The organism is Actinoallomurus sp. NPDC052308, assembly GCF_040679195.1.
GTDB classification, from domain to species: domain Bacteria; phylum Actinomycetota; class Actinomycetes; order Streptosporangiales; family Streptosporangiaceae; genus Actinoallomurus; species Actinoallomurus liliacearum.
On the sequence record NZ_JBFAUM010000035.1, the window covers coordinates 18,932 to 39,343 of the forward strand.

The window sequence follows — 20,412 nt, forward strand, 5'->3', positions numbered from 1 at the left end:
GCAGCGAGGGAATCGAGAGCGCAGCCCTTACGGGTCGCCCCTCCGACGAAGGAGGATCCCCGAGCGATACGGAAGTCGACCGCTCGGGGAGCGCCGGCGGCGGGAGCGGCCCGCGCGACGCCTTCGACCGCAGGCTGCTCGCCCCGATGATCCTCGGGTCGATCCTCAACCCGGTCAACTCCTCGATCGTCTCGGTCGCGCTGGTGCCGATCGGCGCCGCGTTCGGGGCGCCGCCGTCCCAGACGGCCTGGCTGGTCTCCGCGCTCTATCTCGCCACCTCGATCGGGCAGCCCGTGGTCGGGCGGCTGATCGACCTGTACGGGCCGCGCCGGCTGTTCCTCGCCGGCACCACCCTGGTCGGGGTCGCCGGACTGGTCGGCGTCCTCGCCCCGAACCTGGGCGTGCTCGTGGTCGCGCGGGTGCTGCTCGGGTTCGGGACCTGCGCGGGCTACCCCGCCGCGATGTACCTCATCCGCAGCGAGGCCGAACGCACCGGCAGGGGAAGCCCCGCCGGCGTACTGACCGTGATCGCGGTCAGCACCCAGACCATCGCCGTCATCGGCCCTACCCTGGGCGGGCTGCTGATCGCGGTGGGCGGCTGGCGAGCGACCCTCGCCGTCAACATCCCGCTCGCGGCGGCCGGTCTGATCATGGGCATGTGGCGGCTGCCGAGGACGCCCCTGCCCGAGCGGACCGGGCAAGGGCGGCCGGTGGCGAGGCTGGACCTGTCGGGCATGGTCCTGTTCGCCGCGACGCTCGTCGCGCTGCTGCTGTTCCTGATGAGCCCGAAAGCCGGTCACTGGTACCTCCCGGCGCTCGCCGTCGTGGCGGCGGCCGGGTTCGCGTTCCGGGAGTCGCGCGCGGCCGAGCCGTTCATCGATCTCGGGGTGCTGGGGGGCAACGTTCCCCTGCTGCTGACCTACCTCCGCGCGCTCCTCGCCTACGTCGTGTCGTACTCCTTCCTGTACGGCTACACGCAGTGGCTGGAGGACGGACGCGGGCTGTCCGCCTCGCAGACCGGGCTCGCGTTGTTGCCGATGTTCCTGACCGGCATCGTCGTCTCCTCCCTGACCGGACGCCACAAGGAGATCCGCGGCAAGCTCCTCGTGGGCGCGGCCGGCCAGGTCGCCGCCTGCGCCCTGCTCCTGCCGCTCCACCGGGGCAGCGCGGTGTGGCTGCTCGTCGCCGTCGCGATCGTCTGCGGCGTCCCGCAAGGGCTGAACAGCCTCGCCCTGCAGAACTCGGTGTACTACCAGGCCGACCCGGCGCGGATCGGCTCGTCCGCCGGGCTGCTGCGCACCTTCATGTACCTGGGCGCGATGGTCTCCTCCGCCGCCTCCGGCGCCTTCTTCTCCCGCCGCGCCGACACGGGCGGGCTGCACCATCTGGCCTGGTTCATGCTCGCGGTCGGGGGCGTGTTCCTCCTGATCACCGTGCTCGACCGCTCGCTGCGCAGGGCCGGTACCGACAAGGACGACATCTCACCTCGGTCCGGCGCCGGCCGGGCCTGATCTCGGAACTGGAAACGGAAAAGACACCATGAAGAACGCCGCCCTGCTCGTGATGGACGTCCAGCACGGCATCGTGAGCCGCGTGCCGGACGCCGACTACCTGCCGCGCCTCATCCGCGCGCTCGACGCGGCCCGTACCGCCGGCGTCCCCGTCATGCACGTCGTCATCGGCTTCCGCTCCGGACACCCGGAGACGACCGACCGCAACAAGGCGTTCGGGGCCCTGCCGCCGGGAGCCTTCACCGCGGAGGACCCCGGCGCGGCCATCCACCCCGACGTCGAGCCGCGGCCGGAGGAGGTCGTGATCACCAAGAGGCGGGTCAGCGCCTTCGCCGGCAGCGACCTCGAGCTCGTCCTGCGGGCCCGCGGGATCGACCACCTGATCCTCACCGGGATCGCCACCAGCGGCGTCGTCCTGTCCACCCTCCGTCAGGCCGCCGACCTCGACTACCGGCTCACGGTCCTGGCGGACGGCTGCGTCGACCCGGACCCCGAGGTCCACCGGGTCCTCACCGAGAAGGTGTTCCCCCGGCAGGCGGACGTGGTCACCGTGGACGAGTGGGCGTCGGCCCTGGCGTGAACCGCGACCCCGGCCGTCGGACGCGTCGATGGCGCGTCCGACGGCCGGGGTCCGGCGGGCGCGGTCACGGTGGGCGAACCACCGCATTCATCTCGTATACTGAGACATACCGTCCAGGGATTTGACGCGGGCCGGGAAACCCACCATGGTTGACACCATGAACCGCAACCTGATTCTCGTACTTGGTCGGCGCGCAAGCTGACCGAGTAGATCGCTTGCGCGCTCCCCTCGACCGCCATCCGGCGCGAGGGGTTTTTTGTTGGCCATAACCCCGGCCCCGCGCACCGCGTCCCGGACGGCACCGTCCGCACGGGCACGCCAGGGGCAGAGCCCAGCGCTCAAGACCACCAAGGATGAAGCAGATGACCGAACGGATGACCGGATCCCAGGCGCTCATCAGAGCCCTGGAGGAGGTCGGCGTCGACACCGTCTTCGGGATCCCCGGCGGGGCCATCCTCCCCGCGTACGACCCCCTCTTCGACTCGCAGAAGATCCGCCACATCCTTGTACGGCACGAGCAGGGCGCCGGGCACGCCGCTCAGGGTTACGCGCAGGCGACCGGCAAGGTGGGCGTGTGCATGGCGACCAGCGGTCCCGGGGCGACGAACCTCGTGACGCCGATCGCCGACGCGTACATGGACTCGGTGCCGATCGTCGCGATCACCGGCCAGGTCGCGAGCGGCGCGATCGGCACGGACGCCTTCCAGGAGGCGGACATCTCCGGCATCACGATGCCGATCACCAAGCACAACTTCCTCGTCACCGACCCGGCCGAGATCGGCCGGACGATCGCCGAGGCCTTCCACATCGCCTCGACCGGCCGCCCGGGTCCCGTCCTCGTCGACATCTCCAAGGACGCGCTGCAGAACCAGGTCGACTTCGTCTGGCCGCAGCCGATGCAGCTGCCCGGCTACCGGCCGGTGACGCGGCCGCACGCCAAGCAGGTGCGGGAGGCCGCCCGCCTGCTGATCGAGGCGAAGCGCCCCGTGCTGTACGTCGGCGGCGGGGTCCTGAAGGCGCGGGCCGCCGCGGAGCTGCGCGCCCTCGCCGAGCTGACCGGCGCGCCGGTGGTGACCACGCTGATGGCCAAGGGCGCGCTGCCCGACAGCCACCCGCTGCACATGGGCATGCCCGGCATGCACGGCAGCGTCGGCGCGGTGGGCGCGCTGCAGCGCTCGGACCTGCTGATCGCGCTGGGCGCGCGGTTCGACGACCGGGTCACCGGCAACCTGGACAGCTTCGCCACCGGCGCGAAGATCGTGCACGCCGACATCGACCCGGCAGAGATCTCCAAGAACCGCCACGCCGACGTGCCGATCGTCGGGGACGCCCGTGACGTCCTCACCGACCTGGTCAACGCGGTGCGCGCCGAGCACGCCGCGGGCCGTAAGGGCGACTACGAGGACTGGTGGCGCCAGCTCAACGCCTGGCGCGACACCTACCCGCTGGGCTACGACCAGCCGGAGGACGGCAGCCTCGCCCCGCAGTACGCCATCGAGCGCATCGGTAAGGTCGTCGGCCCGGACGCGCTGTACATCGCCGGGGTGGGCCAGCACCAGATGTGGACCGCGCAGTTCATCGGCTATGAGAACCCGGGGTCGTTCATCAACTCCGGTGGCCTCGGCACGATGGGCTTCGCCGTGCCGGCCGCGATGGGCGCCAAGCAGGGCCGGCCCGAGACGCCGGTCTGGGCCATCGACGGCGACGGCTGCTTCCAGATGACCAACCAGGAGCTGGCCACCTGCGCCATCGAGGGCATCCCGATCAAGGTGGCGATCATCAACAACGGCAACCTCGGCATGGTCCGGCAGTGGCAGACCCTGTTCTACGACGGGCGCTACTCCAACACCGACCTGCAGTCCCGCCGGATCCCCGACTTCGTCAAGCTCGCGGAGGCGTACGGCTGCGTCGGGCTGCGCTGCGACAACCCCGCCGACGTGGACGCCACGATCGCCAAGGCCATGGAGATCAACGACGTCCCGGTCGTCATCGACTTCGTGGTCCACCAGGACGCGATGGTCTGGCCGATGGTGGCGGCCGGCACCGGCAACGACGAGATCAAGATCGCCCGGGACATGGCGCCCGACTGGGAGAACGGTGACTGACTGAGATGAGCAGGCACACGCTTTCGGTGCTGGTCGAGAACAAGCCCGGCATCCTCGCCAGGGTCGCCGCGCTGTTCTCCCGGCGTGGATTCAACATCGACTCCCTCGCCGTCGGCACGACCGAGCATCCGGACATCTCCCGGATGACGATCGTCGTCAACGTCGAGGAGCTCCCGCTGGAGCAGGTCACCAAGCAGCTGAACAAGCTGGTCAACGTCATCAAGATCGTCGAGCTGGACTCCTCGGCCTCGGTGCAGCGCGAGCTGGTGCTGATCAAGGTCCGCGCCGACGCCGAGACCCGCTCGCAGGTCCTGGAGACCGTCCAGCTCTTCCGCGCGAAGGTCGTCGACGTGGCCACGGACGCGGTCACGGTCGAGGCCACGGGAAGCAGGGACAAACTGGAGGCCCTGATCAGGGTCCTGGAGCCCTTCGGTATCAAGGAACTGGTGCAGTCGGGCATGGTGGCCATCGGCCGTGGCGCCCGCTCCATCACCGACCGCTCGTTGCGCGCCATCGAGCGCAGCGCGTGAATTTCAGAGAGGCAAAGGCAAGTGGCTGAGATCTTCTACGACAACGACGCCGACCTGAGCGTCATCCAGGACCGCCACGTCGCGGTGCTCGGGTACGGCAGCCAGGGACACGCGCACGCGCTGTCGCTCCGCGACTCCGGTGTGGACGTCCGCGTCGGCCTGCCGAAGGACTCCAAGAGCCGGGAGAAGGCCGAGAACGACGGCCTGCGCGTCGTCACGCCGGAGGAGGCCTGTGAGGAGGCCGACCTCACGATGGTGCTGATCCCGGACCACCTGCAGCGGCAGGTGTACGCCGACGCGATCGCGCCGTCGCTCGTGGAGGGCGACGCCCTCTTCTTCGGGCACGGCCTGAACATCCGCTACGGCCTCATCGAGCCGCCGGAGGGCGTCGACGTGGCCATGGTCGCGCCCAAGGGCCCGGGCCACCTCGTGCGCCGCCAGTACACCGAGGGCCGCGGCGTGCCGGTGCTCGTCGCCGTCGAGCGCGACGCCAGCGGCAACGCCTGGCCGCTCACCCTCTCCTACGCGAAGGCCATCGGCGGCACCCGGCCGGGCGCGCTGAAGACGACCTTCACCGAGGAGACCGAGACCGACCTGTTCGGCGAGCAGGCCGTGCTCTGCGGCGGCGTGTCCGAGCTCATCAAGGCGGGCTTCCAGACCCTCGTCGAGGCCGGGTACCAGCCCGAGGCCGCCTACTTCGAGTGCCTGCACGAGATGAAGCTGATCGTCGACCTCATGTACGAGGGCGGCCTGTCCAAGATGCGCTGGTCGATCTCGGACACCGCGGAGTTCGGTGACTACACCCGCGGCCCGCGCATCATCACCGACCAGACCCGCGAGGAGATGCGCAAGATCCTCAAGGAGATCCAGGACGGCACCTTCACCAGGGAGCTCGTGGAGGAGTTCGACGCCGGCCGGCCGAACTTCCTCAAGCGCCGCGAGGAGGAGCAGAACTCCCCGATCGAGCAGACCGGCGCCAAGCTCCGCCCGATGATGTCCTGGATCCAGGACTGAGCTCCGGGATTGAGCTCCGGGACCTGAGCTGCGGGACTGAGCTCGCGGCCTGAGCCTCGACGGCCGATCCTCGCCCCGGCGCGTGCGTCCGCACGCGCCGGGGCGACGTCGTTCGGGGGGTTCGTGAAACTCGGCAACCGCCGGACCCTCGTGGGTGGTCAATAGCACTTTGTAAGTCAGTGCTACGAATGCCGATTCGGGACGCGCCTCAACGTGATTCCGGCGCAGACCGGTGGCGGGAAGGAGGATACTGAGGGCGGCGAAATGGGCGGTTTCGACTCCGGTGGCATGGTTGGCCGGAGCCGTGCCTTGAGGCGCGAGAGCGGGACGGGCTCATGCGTAAGACATCTTTAGGATCTCCCAAGACCGAACTCCACGTACGCCGGGCCGACATCGACCCGACCGACTTCATTCCCCTCCTTGCCACCGACTTCGGCGGCATCTACCAGGTCTACCTCGCAGCCTCGGACGAGCGGCTGAAGATGCTCCGGTTCGCGATGAGCCTGCTGGCCGCGCCGTTCGCCGCGGTCGTCGCACTGGCGAGCGCCAAGGTCCTCGACCCGGCCGCGCTGACGTCCTGGCATCGCATCCCGCCGTACGTCTTCGCCCTCACGGCGATCTTCGGGGCGATGGGCGTCCTGCCGTACCTCCGCCTGATCGAGGCGACGTCCCGGCACCTGCGCACGGCGCGCGCGGTCAACAACTTCCGGCTGCTGTACGTCGAGGAGCTCCGCGACCACTTCAGCCAGGTCGGCTGGGCGCCGAACCTGCCGGTGGACCCCGCCTACCCGGAGGCGTTCGCGCCGACGTCGAGCTCCGGCCTCACCGCCATCGGGCTCGCGGTCGTCGACGCGGCGTACATCTCGATCGGGCTGCTCGGACTGTCGGGGGCGCGGCCGACCGCGATCGTCGTGACGATCTGGATCGTGGTCACCGCCACGCTGCTGTTCCTCATCTACCACGTCCGCCTCGGCGCGGCCCGGCGGCGTCAGGGCCCGGCCAACCCGTACGGCTTCCCGTCGGTGGAGTCCTGAGGTGGAACGCTGGCACACGTGCGGAGAGGCGTGGATCGGCCTCATGCGGCACGTCTGGACGACGGGTGTGGCCGGCCTCGACGACCGCGGCCCGGTCATCGAGGCGCCACCCCGGCTGTTCGAGATAGCGACGCTCGGCTGGGACGATCCGATCGTCCGCGCGTACGGCGACACCGAGGCCGTCGCCCGCTACACGGCGAAGTTCACCAGAACGGACGTCGTGCCGCCGTTCAAGTACAGCTACGGCGCGCGGCTGCGCGACGCGCTCGGCGTCGACCAGATCGACTGGGTGATCGAGCTGCTGCGGTCCCGTCCGTGGACGAAGAGCGGATGGATCTCCCTGACGGTCCCCGGCGAGCGGCAGGACGCCGTGCCGTGCCTCGCCGCCCTGGCGTTCCGCGTGCGGTCCTCGCGCGTCTCGGTGACCGCGACGTTCCGCTCGCAGAACGCCTACACGAGCTACCTGAACTACCTGCCGCTGCGCGCGGTGCAGCTCGAGGTGGCCGGGGCGGTCGGCCTCCCCGCGGGGACGATGCGGGTCTTCGTCGACGTGCCGCACGTGTACATCGCCGACACCGGCGCGGTCACCGCCGTCCTGGCCCGTACCGCGATGCGCAGCGCCGCGTGAGGAATCGTTCGGTCAACGGCAGTCGTCCGGCGCGGGATCGCTGTGGAAGCGTGCCCTGATCCAGGCGTTCAGGTCCGACGCCGCCGATGGGACGACGTTGTGGTGTGCGTGCGGGTAGACCCGGTAGGCGATGACGCTGCCACGGCCGCACATCCGCCGCACGACGGTCTTCGTCACGCCGGGCGGGATGATCGGGTCGCGCCCGCCCTGCAGGATGAGGACGGGGACGGCCCGTGGGAGCGCACCGACGCTGTCGACGACCAGATCGATGGACCAGGGCGGTGTCGTGCGCGGATCGCGGGTGAAGACCTTGTCCGCGGACAGCTTGGAGTACGCCTTGAGCACCTGATCGTCACAGCCCGCCTCCAGGACGCCCAGCCGGGCCCGGCCGGCGGCGGTCATGATCGACTCCAGCCGTGCCGAGGGGTCGACCGCGCTGTACCCGGCGGCCACCTCGACGAGCCGCCCGGTGCCGTAGTCGAGATCCGTGAGGTGGCGCGTCAGCGCGGGGAGGCCGATGGGCGGTGACGCCGCCGCCACGCCGACGAGGCGGAGGCCGGGCGCGTAGGACGAGGCGACCTCACCGGCGAACAGCGCCGCGTGCGCCCCCTGCGAGTGGCCGAACGCCACGAACGACCTGCCGAGACCGGCGCTCGGCAGGTGGGCGGCGGCTCGGACCGCGTCCAGGACGGAGTGCGCCTCGCTCGTCCCGGCCAGGTAGGGATGGGGCCCGGGGGTGCCCAGGCCCTCGTAGTCGGTCGCGACGATCGCGTCGCCCGCCGCCAGCAGCGCGCGGCCGTCTTCGATCCCGCCGATCGGCTCTGGGTCGGTGGACGGCGCGCAGGAGTCGCCCAGTCCCGTCGTGCCGTGGGCCCAGGCGACGACGGGCCGCCCTCCGGGCGGCCGCGTGCCCGCTGGGACGAAGACCGCGCCGGACACGGCGATGTCCCGGCCCGCCGTGTCGCGGGAGTGGTAGAGGATGCGCCAGCCGCGCGTTCCCGTCGGCGCGGCGACCGGTTCGCTGCGGATCAGCGTGCCGGGCGCTCGCCGCGGCAGGGGCAGCGGCGGGCGGTAGAACGCCCAGGCGGGGCGCGGATGCGGGCTTGCCTCGCCCGCGTCGGGATCCGTGCCGGAAGCGGAGCACCCGGTCAGCAGGATCGCTCCGGCGGCCGCGACGGACATCAACCGTTTCATGCGCCCTGACGCTAGGAGCGGCGCGGCCGCCTGTCCTCGTCCCGGCGGCCGATCCGTGCCTCCCCGTTCGACGACACGGCCGGCCGGTGAGCTGCTGGGAATCCGGTGCGGCGAGGCCGCTCTGTCGTCGAATGGACGACCTCCGGTTCCGCCCGCAGGGGGAGGACGGAGCGGTCGGGGTTTCCTACGGTCGGTGCCATGCAGGTGATCCGATGTGAAGGACTGACCAAGCGGTACGGCGACACCGTGGCGGTTGACCGGCTGGACCTGGCGGTCGGGGGCGGTCAGGTCTTCGGCTTCCTGGGGCCGAACGGCTCGGGCAAGACCACGACGATGCGCATGCTGCTCGGCCTCATCACACCGACGGCCGGGCGGGCCTGGGTGAACGAGCGGCCGCTCCCGGATCCGGACGGCCTGGCCCGGATCGGCGCGATGATCGAGGAGCCGGCGTTCTATCCGTGGCTGACCGGACGGCGCGCCCTTGAGGTGCTCGCTCTGCACGGACCGCCGCCGCGACGCCGCGACGCCGTCGCGGCGGCCCTGGATCGGGTCGGCCTGTCCACCGTCGCGGACCGGAAGGTCAAGGCGTACTCGCAGGGGATGCGGCAACGGCTGGGACTGGCGGCGGCGCTGCTGCGCGACCCGGCCCTGCTGGTGCTGGACGAACCGACGAACGGCATGGACCCGGCCGGCATCCTGGAGTTTCGTGCCCTGCTGCGCGCTCTCGCGGACGACGGCATGACCGTCTTCCTGTCGAGTCACCTGCTCGCCGAGGTGGAGCAGGTCTGCGATCGGGTCGCGGTGATGAACCGGGGGCGTCTGGTCGAGCAGGGGCCGGTCGCCGGGCTGTCCACCGTACGACGGCGGGCGCGCGTCGTCCTCGACGAGGCCGACCGGGATCGCGCGCGGGAGGCCCTGGCGGGGCGGCGATTCCGTACCGACGCCCCCGGGACGCTGCTGGTCGAGGAGGCCGACGGCCGCGAGGTCAACGAGGTGCTCGGACGCGCCGGCGTGTGGGCCCGGGAGATCCTCGTCGAGCGTCCCGGCCTGGAAGAGGCGTTCCTGACCCTCACCGTCGCGGAGGAGGACGGCCATGCGACTGCTGCGCGCTGAACTCCGCAAGCTGAACCGCCCCCTGCTGTACGGCGTGGCGTTCGCGGCGATGCTGTTCTGCGTCCTGCTGGCGGTGGGCGGCGCGTCCAACGCCGCGAACGCCGCCGCCGACGCCGGACGCGTGCCCTCGTCGTGCGCCGGGCTGAGGCTGCCGGAGGGACCGGCGTGCGCGGCCACGAAGGCGAGCCTTCGGGCAAGGGCGGCGCTCGACCGGACGCGGTGGTCGGAGGACGCGAAGCGGACCGCGGCGCAGCTCGACCCGGCGGCCGCGGGCGCGGAGGCGGCGGGGCTCATGGCGTCGCTGCCCGGTGTGCTGGCCGTCGCCCTGCTCGCCGGTGGCCACGTCGGAGGGGAGTGGTCCGGGCGGACCCTGAAGGCCGTGCTCACCTGGTGCGGCCGCCGCGAACGGGTGCTCGCGGCGAAGCTGGTGAGCCTGTGGCTGGCCGGCGCGGGCCTCGTCGCGGCGTGCTGGGCGGCGCTCGCCGTCGCGGGCCCGATCCTCAACCGGGCGTACCACCTGCCGTCGCCGCACGCCTCGGCGGTCGACGAACTGCGACACTCGGCCGGGCAGTTCGGGCGGGCGCTGGCGGTCATCGCCGTGTTCGCCGTGATCGGGGTGCTCGCCGCCGTCGTCACACGCGGCTCGATCGGCACGATGGCCGCCACGGCCGGAATCTTCGTCACGATGCTGGCACTGGCCGGGCTGCCGGGTACCGGGCGCTGGACGCCCGCCACCTGGGTTCAGGAGTGGATGGGCTTCGCGGCCGGGCTCGGGTCGGTCACCACGCTGCCGGACAACTTCTGGTCGCGGTTCATCCCGGCGACCGGCGCCCCGGGGCCGTCGGCCGGCCTCACCGGCCTCGTGGCCACCTTCCTCGTCGGAGCGCTCGCGGCCGTCGCCCTGTTCCGCCGGTCCGACGTCAGCTGATGAGATCGTGTGGAGACATGCGAGCGGGAGGCGACGGTCATGTCCGCCGGGACGTGACGCCGCGCCGGGTGGACGGGGAGGAGCCGGTCATGCCGGATGGGGTGGTGACGCCGCGCCGGGTCGACGCCGCCGTCGCGGCGGGCCTGTTCGCCTGGGGCGCGCCGGACGTCCCGTGGTGGTGGAAGCCGGCCTCGCACGTTCCGGCGACGCCCGTGGTGCTCGGCTACCTGGGCCTGGAGCTGGCGGCCTCCGTCCCGTTCCTCTGGCGGCGGCGTGCCCCGGTGCCCGTCCTGCTGATCGCGGGCGGTGTGCTCGCGGTCCGCACGGCCCTGCACCAGCACGCGATCGCGGCCTTCGCCGCAGTGCTGGTCGCGGCGTACGGGGTCGGCGCGTACGGCGCGCAGACGCGAAGGCACGCGCGGTGGCTCGGTTGGCTCAGCCTGATCGTCGGAGCGGTCATCGGCGTCACGGTCAACCTGCACCGCCTCGCCGGGGTGCCGTTCGCGCTGCTCGGCGCGGCCTTCCTCGTCGGGGACGCGGCGACCGCACGGCGAGCCGAGGCCACCCTCGCCGTGGAGGCCGCGCACCTGACCGAGCGCACCCGGATCGCACGTGAGCTGCACGACGTCCTCGTGCACCAACTCTCGGCGATCACTGTCCAGGCCGGGGCCGCCCGCCTGACCGGCTCCGCCCCGGCAGAGGTGTTCGGCACGGTCGAGCGGCTCGCCCGCGAGGCGCTGGGCGAGCTGAACCACCTGCTCGGCACACTGCGGCGGGACGACGAGACGGGCACCCCCCGGCGCCCGGTTCCGTCCCTGGCCGAGATCGGCGCGCTGATCGCGACGGCACGGGACGCCGGTGTCCCCGCGGACCTGGAGGTGACCGGCAGGGTCCGGGAGCTCAGTCCCGGCCTGCAGCTGTCGGCGTACCGCATCGTCCAGGAATCGCTCACGAACGTCGCCCGGCACGCGCCGGGCGCCGCTACCCGGGTGACGCTGCGCTACCTCGACGACCGCCTCGCCGTCGAGATCGCCAACGGACCGCCGGGCCGGGGCCGCCGGAGCGGCCGGTCGGTGACCGACGGCCGGGGGCTGCTGGGCATGCGCGAGCGCGCGGAGTCGCTGGGCGGGGACCTGCGCGCCTCGGCCTCGGACCGGGGATTCCGGGTGACCGCCGCGCTCCCGTACGACGTGTGGAAGAGCGGATCATGAACCCGAGCGCGCCGATCAGCGTGCTGATCGCCGACGACCAGGCGCTCGTGCGCGCGGGCCTTGTCGCGCTGGTGGGCGGACAGCCGGACCTGACCGTGGTGGCCGAGGCGGCCGACGGAGCAGAGGCGGTGGCGTGCGCCCGCGAGGTCCATCCGGACGTCGTCCTGATGGACATCAGGATGCCCGTGCTGGACGGCCTGACGGCGACCCGCCGGATCCTCACCAGTTCGGTCGGCCCCGCCCCGCGCGTCGTCGTCCTGACCACCTACGACCTGGACGAGTACGTCTACGACGCGCTGTGCGCGGGGGCCTGCGGGTTCCTGCTGAAGCACGCGCCGCCGGAGGAGCTGCTCCTGGGCGTCCGCGCCGCTGCCGACGGCGGCGCGTTGATCTCACCGGCGGTGACCGGACCGCTGATCGAGGCGTTCACCGGCAGGCGGCGTGCCAGGGCCCGGCCGCCGGCGGCCCTCGTCCGGCTCACCGCCCGCGAACGCGAGGTCTTCGACCTGGTGGTCGGCGGCCGCACCAACACGGAGATCGCCCGGACCTTGTCCATCGCCGAGACGACGGTCAAGACGCACCTCCGCCGCGTCCTGGACAAGCTCGGTCTGCGCGACCGCGTGCACGCCGTGATCTACGCGTACGAGAAGGCGCTCGTCCCGCCCGGCACCCGGCGGTGAGCGGACGGCCGGTCAGCGCCGGACGACGTCGGCGTTCATCTCGGCGAGGAACTCCTCGCTCTCGGCGTCGGCGACGTGGGCGAACACGGGAACGTCGCTGCTCGGCAGCTTCTCCATGATCGCCTGCAGCAGTTCGTTGGCCAGCTGCGGGTCGGCGCCCTCGGAGAGCACGACGTGCAGCATGATGCCCTCCACACCGCTCGGCATCCGGACGTCGGAGATCCAGACCCGCTCGACCGCGGGGTAGTCCGCCAGTCGCTCGGCGACGCCCGTCTTCAGGGGCGCGACCAGCTCGTGCTCGCTGGCGCGGAACGCCACCTCGACGTCCTCGTCGACGCCCATGCCCTGGGTGACGAGGTAGCCCTGGATGTCACTGAACGGGATGAGCGCGGCGTCGTCGCTCTCCGGGTCGATCACCATCGCCTGGACCTCGCCGCTGCGGGCGATCTCCAGCAGCAGGGCCGCGTCGGCGTGCTGGAACTCCTCAGCGTCGGACTTCTCGCTGTACGCCTCCGGGCGGGTGAAGGCGGCGAGCGCGACGCTCTCGTCCTCGAGCTGCCCCACCAGGACCGAGCCGTCGGGGTTCGTCACGATGAGGACCCCGCCGTCGACGAGCGAGCGCAGGATCTCCTCGGGTTCACCGCGCTGAGCGAGCACGTCGGCCAGCTTCGGGTTTCCATTAGCCATACGCCCGACACTAGTGCGTGGGGGGTACCCCATGGGCCGATCCTGGCCACGGGACCAGGTATCGGCCCGATCCCACTGGCGTGTTCACCGCCTGTAATTACCATCGTGTAGGGCGAGGTCACGCCACGCACGCTCCGGCGGACGCATGCCCCCACGCCGTGCAGCCACACGTAGGGGGTCGTGCCGTGACCGAGCGGGCACAGCACCGTGGTCATGAGGCCGACGAAGGAGGTCCCATGACCAGACCGGTGGTCCTCATCGCCGAACAGCTCTCGCCCGCCGGCCTGGCGCTGCTGGAGCCGGATTTCGAGATCCGCCACGTCGACGGCGCCGACCGCGACGCGCTGCTCGCCGCGGTGGCGGACGCGGACGCGCTGATCGTCCGCAGCGCGACGACGGTCGACGCGCCGGTGTTCGCCGCCGCGCCCCGGCTCCGCGTCGTCGCCCGCGCGGGGGTCGGCCTCGACAACGTCGACGTCGAGGCGGCGACCAGGGCCGGCGTCATGGTCGTGAACGCGCCGACCTCCAACATCGTGACCGCCGCCGAGCACGCGATCGCGCTGCTGCTGGCCACCGCCCGGAACGTCCCGCAGGCCCACTCCTCGCTGAAGCGCGGCGAGTGGCGGCGCGCCGCCTACACCGGCGTCGAACTGCAGGACAAGACGCTCGGCGTGCTCGGGCTGGGCCGCATCGGCGTGCTCGTCGCGCAGCGGCTCGCCGCGTTCGGCATGCAGGTGATCGCCTACGACCCGTACGTCCAGGCGGCCCAGGCGGCGCAGTACGGCGCGCGGCTCGTCCCGCTCGACGAACTACTGCGCGCCAGCGACTTCATCACCGTGCACCTGCCGAAGACCCCCGAGACGCTGGGCCTGCTCGGCGACCGGGAGCTGCGGCTGGTCAAGCCGTCCGTGCGGATCGTCAACGCCGCGCGCGGGGGCATCATCGACGAGGACGCCCTCGACCTCGCGCTGAAGGAGAGGCGTGTCGCGGGCGCGGGCCTCGACGTGTTCGGCACCGAGCCGTGCACGGACAGCCCCCTCTTCCAGCACGACAACCTCGTGGTCACCCCGCACCTGGGGGCGAGCACGCACGAGGCGCAGGAGAAGGCCGGCACGCAGGTGGCGCGGTCGGTCCGGCTGGCGCTCGCCGGCGAGTTCGTGCCGGACGCGGTGAACGTACGCGGCGGCGTCGTCGCGGAGGACGTCAAGCCGGCGCTGCCGCTCGCGGAGAAGCTCGGGCGGATCTTCACCGCGCTCGCCGGCGGCCTGCCCGTGCGCGTCGAGGTCGACGTACGCGGGGAGATCACCGCCCATGACGTGAAGGTGCTGGAGCTGGCCGCGCTGAAGGGCGCGTTCACCGACGTCGTCGAGGAGGCGGTGACGTACGTCAACGCGCCCCTCCTGTCCCGCGCCCGCGGCGTCGAGGTGACCCTGACCACCAGCGCGGACAGCCCGGACTGGCGCAACCTCCTGGCGGTCCGCGGCACGATGCCCGACGGCGCGGTCGTCTCGGTGTCCGGCACGCTGACCGGACCGCGGCACGTGGAGCGGATCGTCGAGGTCAACGGCTACGCCATGGAGATCGCCCCGGCGGCGCACATGGGCTTCTTCACCTATACCGACCGGCCCGGGATGGTCGGCGTGGTGGGCCGCCTGCTCGGCGACGCGGGCGTCAACATCGCCGGGATGCAGGTGGGCCGGCACGAGAAGGGCGGCCGGGCGCTGATCGCGCTGACCGTCGACTCCGCGCTGGCACCCGAGCTCGTCGACGCGATCGCCGAGGAGATCGGCGCCGACCAGGGCCGCCGGGTCGATCTTTAGAAGGGAGATCCATCGTCAGGGGAGGGGCGGAAGAGTCCGCAGGTGGCAGGGGATCGCTCGGCAACGTGTCTTGAGATGTGAGATTCCTGGCCGCGACCCGAGACAGGGCGGGGCGCAGCGGGTAGCGTCGAGAAGGTCATGCGGCGCTGCGTACTTCTCATTCGCTGCCGCGGCGGGGCCTGATCTTCGGGCAGGCCGGCGACCCGCCGCGGAGTTCGCCGCTGGCCGTGAGTCCCACCTGATCCGTTCGCCCTGATGACGATCTTCACGGAGACGAATCCCATGGACGCCACTTCCGCCTGGACCCCCGCCGACGACGCCGCCGAAGAGGCGGCCAGAGCCGTGCAGACCGCGCTGGACCGCCGCGACAACGGCGGCGCCGCCGGTCGCTAGGGTCTGATTTCAAAGCCCCGCCGTCCTCCTACGGACGGGGGCTTCGAGACCGGCCCTCGCCCTTCTCGCGTGCGGGTGCCCCGACGGACCCGCACGCGCCCGTACCCGTGTCCGCGACGGACCCGTACCTGTGTCATCGACGGACCCGCACGCGCCCGCACTCGTGTCCGCGGCGGAGCGTCGCTCCGTCAGGTCGCCTGGAGGCCGAGCGCGACGGCGCCGATCAACGCTGCGTCGTCGACGAAGCGCGCGGCCTCGACCGGCGGCGGGAAGGGCACGGCCCGGTCGACCGCCGCACGTACGGCGGGCAGGAACGCCTCGGCCATCCCACCGCCGACGACGACGCGCTGTGGGTCCAGGAAGGTCGTCAGATTGGCGACCGCCATCCCGATCGTCGCGGCGGCGTCGTCGAGCAGCGCCGCCACCGCCGGCTCGTCGCGCCGGGCGAACAGGCCCTCGGCCGTGACCTGCTCGCCGAGCAGTGCGGAGCCGCGGGCGGCCAGGCCGCTCCCGGAGGTGTACTCCTCCAGCGGCGCGCGCCCGTCCGCGTACCCCGGCTCGGCCGGGTCGCCCAGCAGGTAACCGATCTCACCGGCCGCGCCGTGCGTGCCGGGCACCACCCGGCCGCCGACCACGAGCGCCGCGCCGGTCCCGGTGCCGAAGTTGACGTAGAGGCCCACGTCGGCGCCCTGGAGCCGCCCCCAGCGCAGCTCCGCGGCCGCCGCGGCGTTCACGTCGTTGTCGACGCGCACGGCCGGCACGCCGAGCCCGTCCCGGAGCAGGGCGGGCAGCGGCAGGTCGTCCCAGCCCGGCACGTTCGGCGCCAGGCGGACCCGGCCCTCGCGGATCACCCCGAACGTCGACACGCCGGCCGCGACGAGGCGGCCGGGCGTCTCGGCGATGAGGCCGTGCGCCGCGTCCAGGACGCGGCGCACCACCTCCTTGGCGCCGTCGGCCGCGCGTGTCGGCAGGCGGGTGCCGCGCAGCCGGTCTCCGGTGACGCTCGCCGTCGCGAGCGCCACCTTCGTTCCCCCGAAGTCGATCCCGAGCACGAACTCGCCGACCGACGTTTCCCCCATCGTCATGCGGCGGCCTGCCCCTGAGGCTCGGCGGCCTCGACGAAGGACTCCCGGATCTCCTTCGGCCCGAACGGCCAGGTCCCCTCGGCGCGGGCCCAGATCAGGTAGGCGACGACGCCCAGGGCGAGCCAGCCCAGCGAGAGCAGGATCGGCTTGAGCCCGGCGGCCTGGTAGATGTAGATCCAGCCGGCCAGTGCGACGATGCTCGGCAGCGGGTAGAGCCACATCTTGTAGGGGCGGGGCAGGTTCGGCTGACGCCGCCGCAGCACGGTGAGCGCGACGATCTGCGCCACCGACTGAACGAGCACGAACGCCGTCGTGAGCATGCTGATCACATCGGTGAGGGTGAAGAGCGAGCCGATCGCCGTGATGACGCCCATCGCGTACAGGCCGGCGGTCGGGAAGTGCAGGCGCGGGTGCAGCCGCCCGAACCACGGCAGGAACACCTTGTCGCGCGCCGCGTTGAACGGCACCCGCGAGCCGCCGAGCAGCCCGGCGAACACGGACGCGAAACCCGTGATGATGATGCCGATCGTGAACACCTGGGCGACGCCCTTGCCCCAGGAGCGTTCCAGCACCAGTGACGCGACCGAGCTGGACTCCTTGGCCTCCTGCCACGGCACGACGCCGAGCACGCCGACCTGGAGCAGGAAGTACAGCCCCATGATGCCGAGGATCGCGTAGACGATCGAGCGCGGGATGACGCGGCCCGGGTCGCGCACCTCCGCACCGAGGTAGGCGCTGGTGTTATAGCCGAGGTAGTCGTAGACCGCGATGACCAGGCCCGCGCCGAGCCCGCTGAAGAACTTCGAGCCCGCGTCGTGCGGGAAGCCGAAGGCCACGCTGCCGTGGAAGTGGGTGAACGCCGCGACGATCACGCCGAGCACCGTGACCAGCATGACGACGAAGAAGACCGAGGTCAGGCGGCCGATGTCGCCGATCCGGCGGTACAGCGCCAGGACGACGAGCACGACCACGCCGACCGCGAACACGTGGCCGAGGCCCGACAGCCCGTTGCCGTGGACGAGCGCGGGCCACAGGTAGCCGGCGTACTGCACCACGCCGATCGCCCCGGTCGACATGATCAACGGGATGAACAGCACCGCCGACCACACGAAGAGGAACGGCATCAGCCGGCCCGTGCGGTACTGGAACGCCTCACGGAGATAGAGGTACGTGCCGCCGGCGCCGGGCATCGACGCGCCGAGCTCGGCCCACACGAGGCCGTCCGCGACCACGATGATCGCGCCGATCAGCCAGCCGAACATGGCCTGTGGGCCCTGCAGGGCACTGATCATGGCGGGGATGGTGAGGAACGGCCCGATGCCGCACATCTGAGTCATGTTGACGGTGGTGGCCTGGAACAGTCCGAGGCGTCGTTCGAACCCCGGCGCTGTGGGAGACGACATGGGCTCCCCACTCCCTTTCGTGGCGCGTGTTCCGCCTTCTCGCTGGTGAGCGACGTCTCAGAGAATGTAAGAGAGGCTCCCTAACAAATCAAGCCCGAGGGGGCATGGGACACTCTGTGCAGCAGACTACGGGGAGAGGATGACGGTGCCCAGCGGCGGGGAGACGGCCAACACCACGAGCGTGTTGCGCATCATGAACGAGCGGGCCGTGTACGAACGGATCCGCCTGCTCGGCCCGGTCTCACGACCGCAGCTGGCCGAGGCGACCGGACTGTCCAAGCCCACGATCTCGCTGGCCCTCGCCGACCTGGAGCGGGCCGGGCTCGTGCGCCCGGTGGGGCACCGGACCGGCAACGCGGGGCGGGCCGCGCTGCTGTACGAGATCCGCCCCGAGGCCGGCTGGGTGATCGGCCTGGACGTCGGCCGGCAGTGGGTGCGCGCCGCCCTGGTCGACCTCGGCGGGGAGATCGCCGTACGGGAGGACGTCTCCGCGCGCTCCGGCGACGCGGGCGAGCTGATCGACCAGCTCGCGGAGATCGTCGACAGCCTCGCCGCGGCGTCCGGCGGGCAGATCACCAACATCGTGCTCGGCACGCCGGGCGTGTACGACCCGGACAACGAACGCCTGCACCTCGCCCCGAACATCCCCGGCTGGAACGAGCCGGGCGTCACCGCGAAGCTCGCCGAGCGGCTGCCCGCGCCGTTCGCGATCGAGAACGACATCGCCCTGGCCGCGCTCGGCGAGCAGGGCTACGGCCTCGGCGCCGACCTGCGGCACTTCGTCTACGTGTCGATCGGCACCGGCATCGGGATGGGGATCATCGTCGACGGCCGGCTCTACCGCGGCTCGCGCGGCGCGGCCGGGGAGATCGCGTTCCTGCCGATGGGGGAGACCGACCCCCTCGCGCAGGCCGCGGACTCCCGGAGGCACGGCATGCTGGAGTCGGTGGCCTCCGCTCCCGCGGTGGTCGCCACGGCGCGGCGGCTGGGCATGACCGGCGAGATCACCGCCAAGCGCGTCTTCGACGAGGCCCGCGACGGCGATCCGGTCGCGGTACGCGCGGTGGCGCGGGAGGCCGACCACGTCGCGCACGCGCTGGCCGGTGTGGTCGCGCTGCTCGACCCCGAGCTCATCGTCCTCGGCGGCGGGATCGGCGGCCACGGCGCCGACGTCCTCCTCGACGAGGTCCGCGACCGGTTGGAGACGATGACCCCGCTGGGGACGCCGCGCGTCGAGGTGTCGCCGCTGGGCGACGACGCCGTCGTCCTGGGCGCGCTGGCGACCGGGCTGGCGACCGCCCGCGCGCTGGTGTTCGACCGGGCCATCGCCGGCGCGGGCGAGGGTCCGGGACGCGCGAATCGCCCATAGTTTGAGACGAGTTCTCATGAGGTGAGACGAACCGCTAAGGTACGTGCATGGCTTCCCGCAGCATCCGGCTGGCCGTCGTTCCGGGCGACGGCATCGGCCCCGAGGTCGTCGCCGAGGGGCTCAAGGTCCTCGGCGCGCTCGGCCTGAAGATCGAGCAGACGGCGTACGACCTGGGCGCGGCCCGCTGGCACAAGACCGGCGAGACGCTCCCCGACTCCGTGCTGGAGGAGATCCGGCAGCACGACGCGATCCTGCTGGGAGCCGTCGGCGACCCGAGCGTGCCGAGCGGCGTGCTGGAGCGCGGCCTGCTGCTGCGCCTGCGGTTCGAGCTCGACCACTTCGTCAATCTGCGGCCGGTCCGGCTCTACCCGGGCGTCGAGACGCCCCTCGCCGACACCCGGCCCGAGGACATCGACATGCTGGTCGTCCGGGAGGGCACCGAGGGGCCGTACGCCGGCGCCGGCGGCGTCCTCCGCAAGGGCACGCCGCACGAGGTCGCGACGCAGGAGAGCCTCAACACGGCGTTCGGCGTGGAGCGCGTCGTGCGCTACGCGTTCGAGCAGGCGGCCCGCCGCCCGCGCAAGAAGCTCACCCTCGTGCACAAGAACAACGTCCTGGTCTACGCGGGCGACCTCTGGTCGCGTACGGTCGACGCCGTGGCCGCCGAGTACCCCGACATCGAGGTCGACTACTCCCACGTCGACGCCGCCACGATGTTCTTCGTCAGCCAGCCGGAGCGCTTCGACGTGATCGTCACCGACAACCTGTTCGGCGACATCATCACCGACCTGGGCGCGGCGGTGGCCGGTGGCATCGGGCTGGCCGCCAGCGGCAACATCAACCCGACCGGCGCGGCCCCGAGCATGTTCGAGCCCGTTCACGGCAGCGCCCCCGACATCGCGGGTCAGAGCAAGGCCGACCCGACCGCCACGATCCTCTCCGTCGCGCTGCTCCTGGACCACCTTGGCCTGACCGAGGAGTCCCGCAAGGTCGAGCAGGCCGTCGCCGACGACCTCATCGAGCGCCAGGGCGCCTGGGCCGCGCGCTCCACCCGCGAAGCGGGCGACGACATCGCCGAGCGAGTAGCCGGCTAGGGCGCGCCTTTCCCCCTAAGGAAACCCTCCGGG

General features: G+C 72.0%; 17 protein-coding genes and 1 pseudogene. 14 read left to right on the plus strand and 4 right to left on the minus strand.

The genetic code is table 11. The features are described from left to right. Positions 1-146: 146 nt before the first annotated feature. The 7 genes and pseudogenes from AB0L00_RS40810 to AB0L00_RS40840 all read left to right on the plus strand — a co-directional run bounded on the left by AB0L00_RS40810 (position 147) and on the right by AB0L00_RS40840 (position 7,402). Entirely contained in the window at positions 147-1,511 is a 1,365-nt protein-coding gene (locus tag AB0L00_RS40810; RefSeq protein ID WP_364443038.1) for an MFS transporter, read from the plus strand. Positions 1,512-1,539: 28 nt separating this feature from the next. Then, a complete protein-coding gene (locus AB0L00_RS40815; RefSeq protein WP_364443039.1) occupies positions 1,540-2,091 on the plus strand; it encodes an isochorismatase family cysteine hydrolase in 552 nt (183 codons plus the stop codon). Between the two features lie 341 nt (positions 2,092-2,432). Next, positions 2,433-4,196 (plus strand): annotated as a pseudogene (locus tag AB0L00_RS40820) (acetolactate synthase large subunit); the annotation flags it as partial. Positions 4,197-4,201: 5 nt separating this feature from the next. Beyond that, positions 4,202-4,726 carry an acetolactate synthase small subunit gene (gene ilvN, locus AB0L00_RS40825; RefSeq protein WP_345357370.1) on the plus strand — a complete coding sequence of 175 codons (525 nt, stop codon included), beginning with the start codon at positions 4,202-4,204 and terminating at the stop codon, positions 4,724-4,726. Between the two features lie 30 nt (positions 4,727-4,756). After that, positions 4,757-5,740: a ketol-acid reductoisomerase gene (gene ilvC / locus AB0L00_RS40830; RefSeq protein ID WP_345357520.1), complete on the plus strand. Its 984-nt coding sequence runs from the start codon at positions 4,757-4,759 to the stop codon at positions 5,738-5,740. A 335-nt stretch (positions 5,741-6,075) separates the two neighbouring features. Further along, positions 6,076-6,774, plus strand: coding sequence for a hypothetical protein (locus AB0L00_RS40835; RefSeq protein WP_364443040.1), 699 nt, complete (start codon positions 6,076-6,078; stop codon positions 6,772-6,774). A gap of 1 nt (position 6,775) precedes the next feature. Beyond that, positions 6,776-7,402, plus strand: a complete 627-nt coding sequence (locus AB0L00_RS40840) for a thymidylate synthase (RefSeq protein WP_364443041.1) — start codon at positions 6,776-6,778, stop codon at positions 7,400-7,402. Between the two features lie 12 nt (positions 7,403-7,414). Here the strand turns inward: AB0L00_RS40840 and AB0L00_RS40845 are convergent, their stop codons facing one another. Beyond that, on the minus strand, positions 7,415-8,596 hold the full coding sequence (locus AB0L00_RS40845; protein WP_364443042.1) for a lipase family protein: 1,182 nt from the start codon (positions 8,594-8,596) through the stop codon (positions 7,415-7,417). Positions 8,597-8,794: 198 nt separating this feature from the next. Here AB0L00_RS40845 and AB0L00_RS40850 point away from each other — a divergent pair, with 198 nt between their 5' ends. The 4 genes from AB0L00_RS40850 (at position 8,795) to AB0L00_RS40865 (ending at position 12,528) form a co-directional block, all read left to right on the plus strand. Continuing rightward, positions 8,795-9,709 (plus strand): ABC transporter ATP-binding protein, encoded by a 915-nt coding sequence (locus AB0L00_RS40850; protein WP_364443043.1) that lies wholly within the window; start codon positions 8,795-8,797, stop codon positions 9,707-9,709. Next, complete coding sequence (locus tag AB0L00_RS40855; RefSeq protein WP_364443044.1) at positions 9,690-10,637, plus strand: hypothetical protein; 948 nt, start codon at positions 9,690-9,692, stop codon at positions 10,635-10,637. The genes AB0L00_RS40850 and AB0L00_RS40855 overlap by 20 nt, the downstream gene beginning before the upstream one ends. 89 nt (positions 10,638-10,726) lie before the next feature. Continuing rightward, on the plus strand, positions 10,727-11,848 hold the full coding sequence (locus AB0L00_RS40860; RefSeq protein ID WP_364443045.1) for a histidine kinase: 1,122 nt from the start codon (positions 10,727-10,729) through the stop codon (positions 11,846-11,848). Then, positions 11,845-12,528 carry a response regulator transcription factor gene (locus tag AB0L00_RS40865; RefSeq protein WP_364443046.1) on the plus strand — a complete coding sequence of 228 codons (684 nt, stop codon included), beginning with the start codon at positions 11,845-11,847 and terminating at the stop codon, positions 12,526-12,528. The genes AB0L00_RS40860 and AB0L00_RS40865 overlap by 4 nt, the downstream gene beginning before the upstream one ends. Positions 12,529-12,540: 12 nt before the next feature. Here AB0L00_RS40865 and AB0L00_RS40870 read toward each other — a convergent pair whose 3' ends face one another. Beyond that, on the minus strand, positions 12,541-13,215 hold the full coding sequence (locus AB0L00_RS40870; RefSeq protein WP_364443048.1) for a hypothetical protein: 675 nt from the start codon (positions 13,213-13,215) through the stop codon (positions 12,541-12,543). A 236-nt stretch (positions 13,216-13,451) separates the two neighbouring features. On the opposite strand from AB0L00_RS40870, the gene serA reads away from it, so the two are divergent. Continuing rightward, positions 13,452-15,035 (plus strand): phosphoglycerate dehydrogenase, encoded by a 1,584-nt coding sequence (serA, locus tag AB0L00_RS40875; RefSeq protein ID WP_364443050.1) that lies wholly within the window; start codon positions 13,452-13,454, stop codon positions 15,033-15,035. A 581-nt stretch (positions 15,036-15,616) separates the two neighbouring features. On the opposite strand, the gene AB0L00_RS40880 is transcribed toward serA, so the two are convergent. Continuing rightward, positions 15,617-16,513 carry an ROK family protein gene (locus AB0L00_RS40880; RefSeq protein ID WP_364443051.1) on the minus strand — a complete coding sequence of 299 codons (897 nt, stop codon included), beginning with the start codon at positions 16,511-16,513 and terminating at the stop codon, positions 15,617-15,619. After that, entirely contained in the window at positions 16,510-17,916 is a 1,407-nt protein-coding gene (locus AB0L00_RS40885; protein WP_345357386.1) for an APC family permease, read from the minus strand. The genes AB0L00_RS40880 and AB0L00_RS40885 overlap by 4 nt, the downstream gene beginning before the upstream one ends. Before the next feature lie 139 nt (positions 17,917-18,055). Here AB0L00_RS40885 and AB0L00_RS40890 point away from each other — a divergent pair, with 139 nt between their 5' ends. Beyond that, complete coding sequence (locus AB0L00_RS40890) at positions 18,056-19,285, plus strand: ROK family transcriptional regulator (RefSeq protein ID WP_364443052.1); 1,230 nt, start codon at positions 18,056-18,058, stop codon at positions 19,283-19,285. Positions 19,286-19,332: 47 nt separating this feature from the next. Continuing rightward, a complete protein-coding gene (locus tag AB0L00_RS40895; RefSeq protein WP_364443053.1) occupies positions 19,333-20,379 on the plus strand; it encodes a 3-isopropylmalate dehydrogenase in 1,047 nt (348 codons plus the stop codon). The last annotated feature ends 33 nt before the right edge of the window (positions 20,380-20,412 follow it).

What these genes read in the sequence shown, in the direction of transcription:
- AB0L00_RS40810 (WP_364443038.1), top strand. Translation starts at nt 147, where the DNA reads ATGATCCTCGGGTCGATCCTCAACCCGGTCAACTCCTCGATCGTCTCG.
- AB0L00_RS40815 (WP_364443039.1), top strand. Translation starts at nt 1,540, where the DNA reads ATGAAGAACGCCGCCCTGCTCGTGATGGACGTCCAGCACGGCATCGTG.
- ilvN (WP_345357370.1), top strand. Translation starts at nt 4,202, where the DNA reads ATGAGCAGGCACACGCTTTCGGTGCTGGTCGAGAACAAGCCCGGCATC.
- AB0L00_RS40835 (WP_364443040.1), top strand. Translation starts at nt 6,076, where the DNA reads ATGCGTAAGACATCTTTAGGATCTCCCAAGACCGAACTCCACGTACGC.
- AB0L00_RS40845 (WP_364443042.1), bottom strand. Translation starts at nt 8,596, where the DNA reads ATGAAACGGTTGATGTCCGTCGCGGCCGCCGGAGCGATCCTGCTGACC.
- AB0L00_RS40850 (WP_364443043.1), top strand. Translation starts at nt 8,795, where the DNA reads ATGCAGGTGATCCGATGTGAAGGACTGACCAAGCGGTACGGCGACACC.
- AB0L00_RS40855 (WP_364443044.1), top strand. Translation starts at nt 9,690, where the DNA reads ATGCGACTGCTGCGCGCTGAACTCCGCAAGCTGAACCGCCCCCTGCTG.
- AB0L00_RS40860 (WP_364443045.1), top strand. Translation starts at nt 10,727, where the DNA reads ATGCCGGATGGGGTGGTGACGCCGCGCCGGGTCGACGCCGCCGTCGCG.
- AB0L00_RS40865 (WP_364443046.1), top strand. Translation starts at nt 11,845, where the DNA reads ATGAACCCGAGCGCGCCGATCAGCGTGCTGATCGCCGACGACCAGGCG.
- AB0L00_RS40870 (WP_364443048.1), bottom strand. Translation starts at nt 13,215, where the DNA reads ATGGCTAATGGAAACCCGAAGCTGGCCGACGTGCTCGCTCAGCGCGGT.
- serA (WP_364443050.1), top strand. Translation starts at nt 13,452, where the DNA reads ATGACCAGACCGGTGGTCCTCATCGCCGAACAGCTCTCGCCCGCCGGC.
- AB0L00_RS40880 (WP_364443051.1), bottom strand. Translation starts at nt 16,513, where the DNA reads ATGACGATGGGGGAAACGTCGGTCGGCGAGTTCGTGCTCGGGATCGAC.
- AB0L00_RS40885 (WP_345357386.1), bottom strand. Translation starts at nt 17,916, where the DNA reads ATGTCGTCTCCCACAGCGCCGGGGTTCGAACGACGCCTCGGACTGTTC.
- AB0L00_RS40890 (WP_364443052.1), top strand. Translation starts at nt 18,056, where the DNA reads ATGACGGTGCCCAGCGGCGGGGAGACGGCCAACACCACGAGCGTGTTG.
- AB0L00_RS40895 (WP_364443053.1), top strand. Translation starts at nt 19,333, where the DNA reads ATGGCTTCCCGCAGCATCCGGCTGGCCGTCGTTCCGGGCGACGGCATC.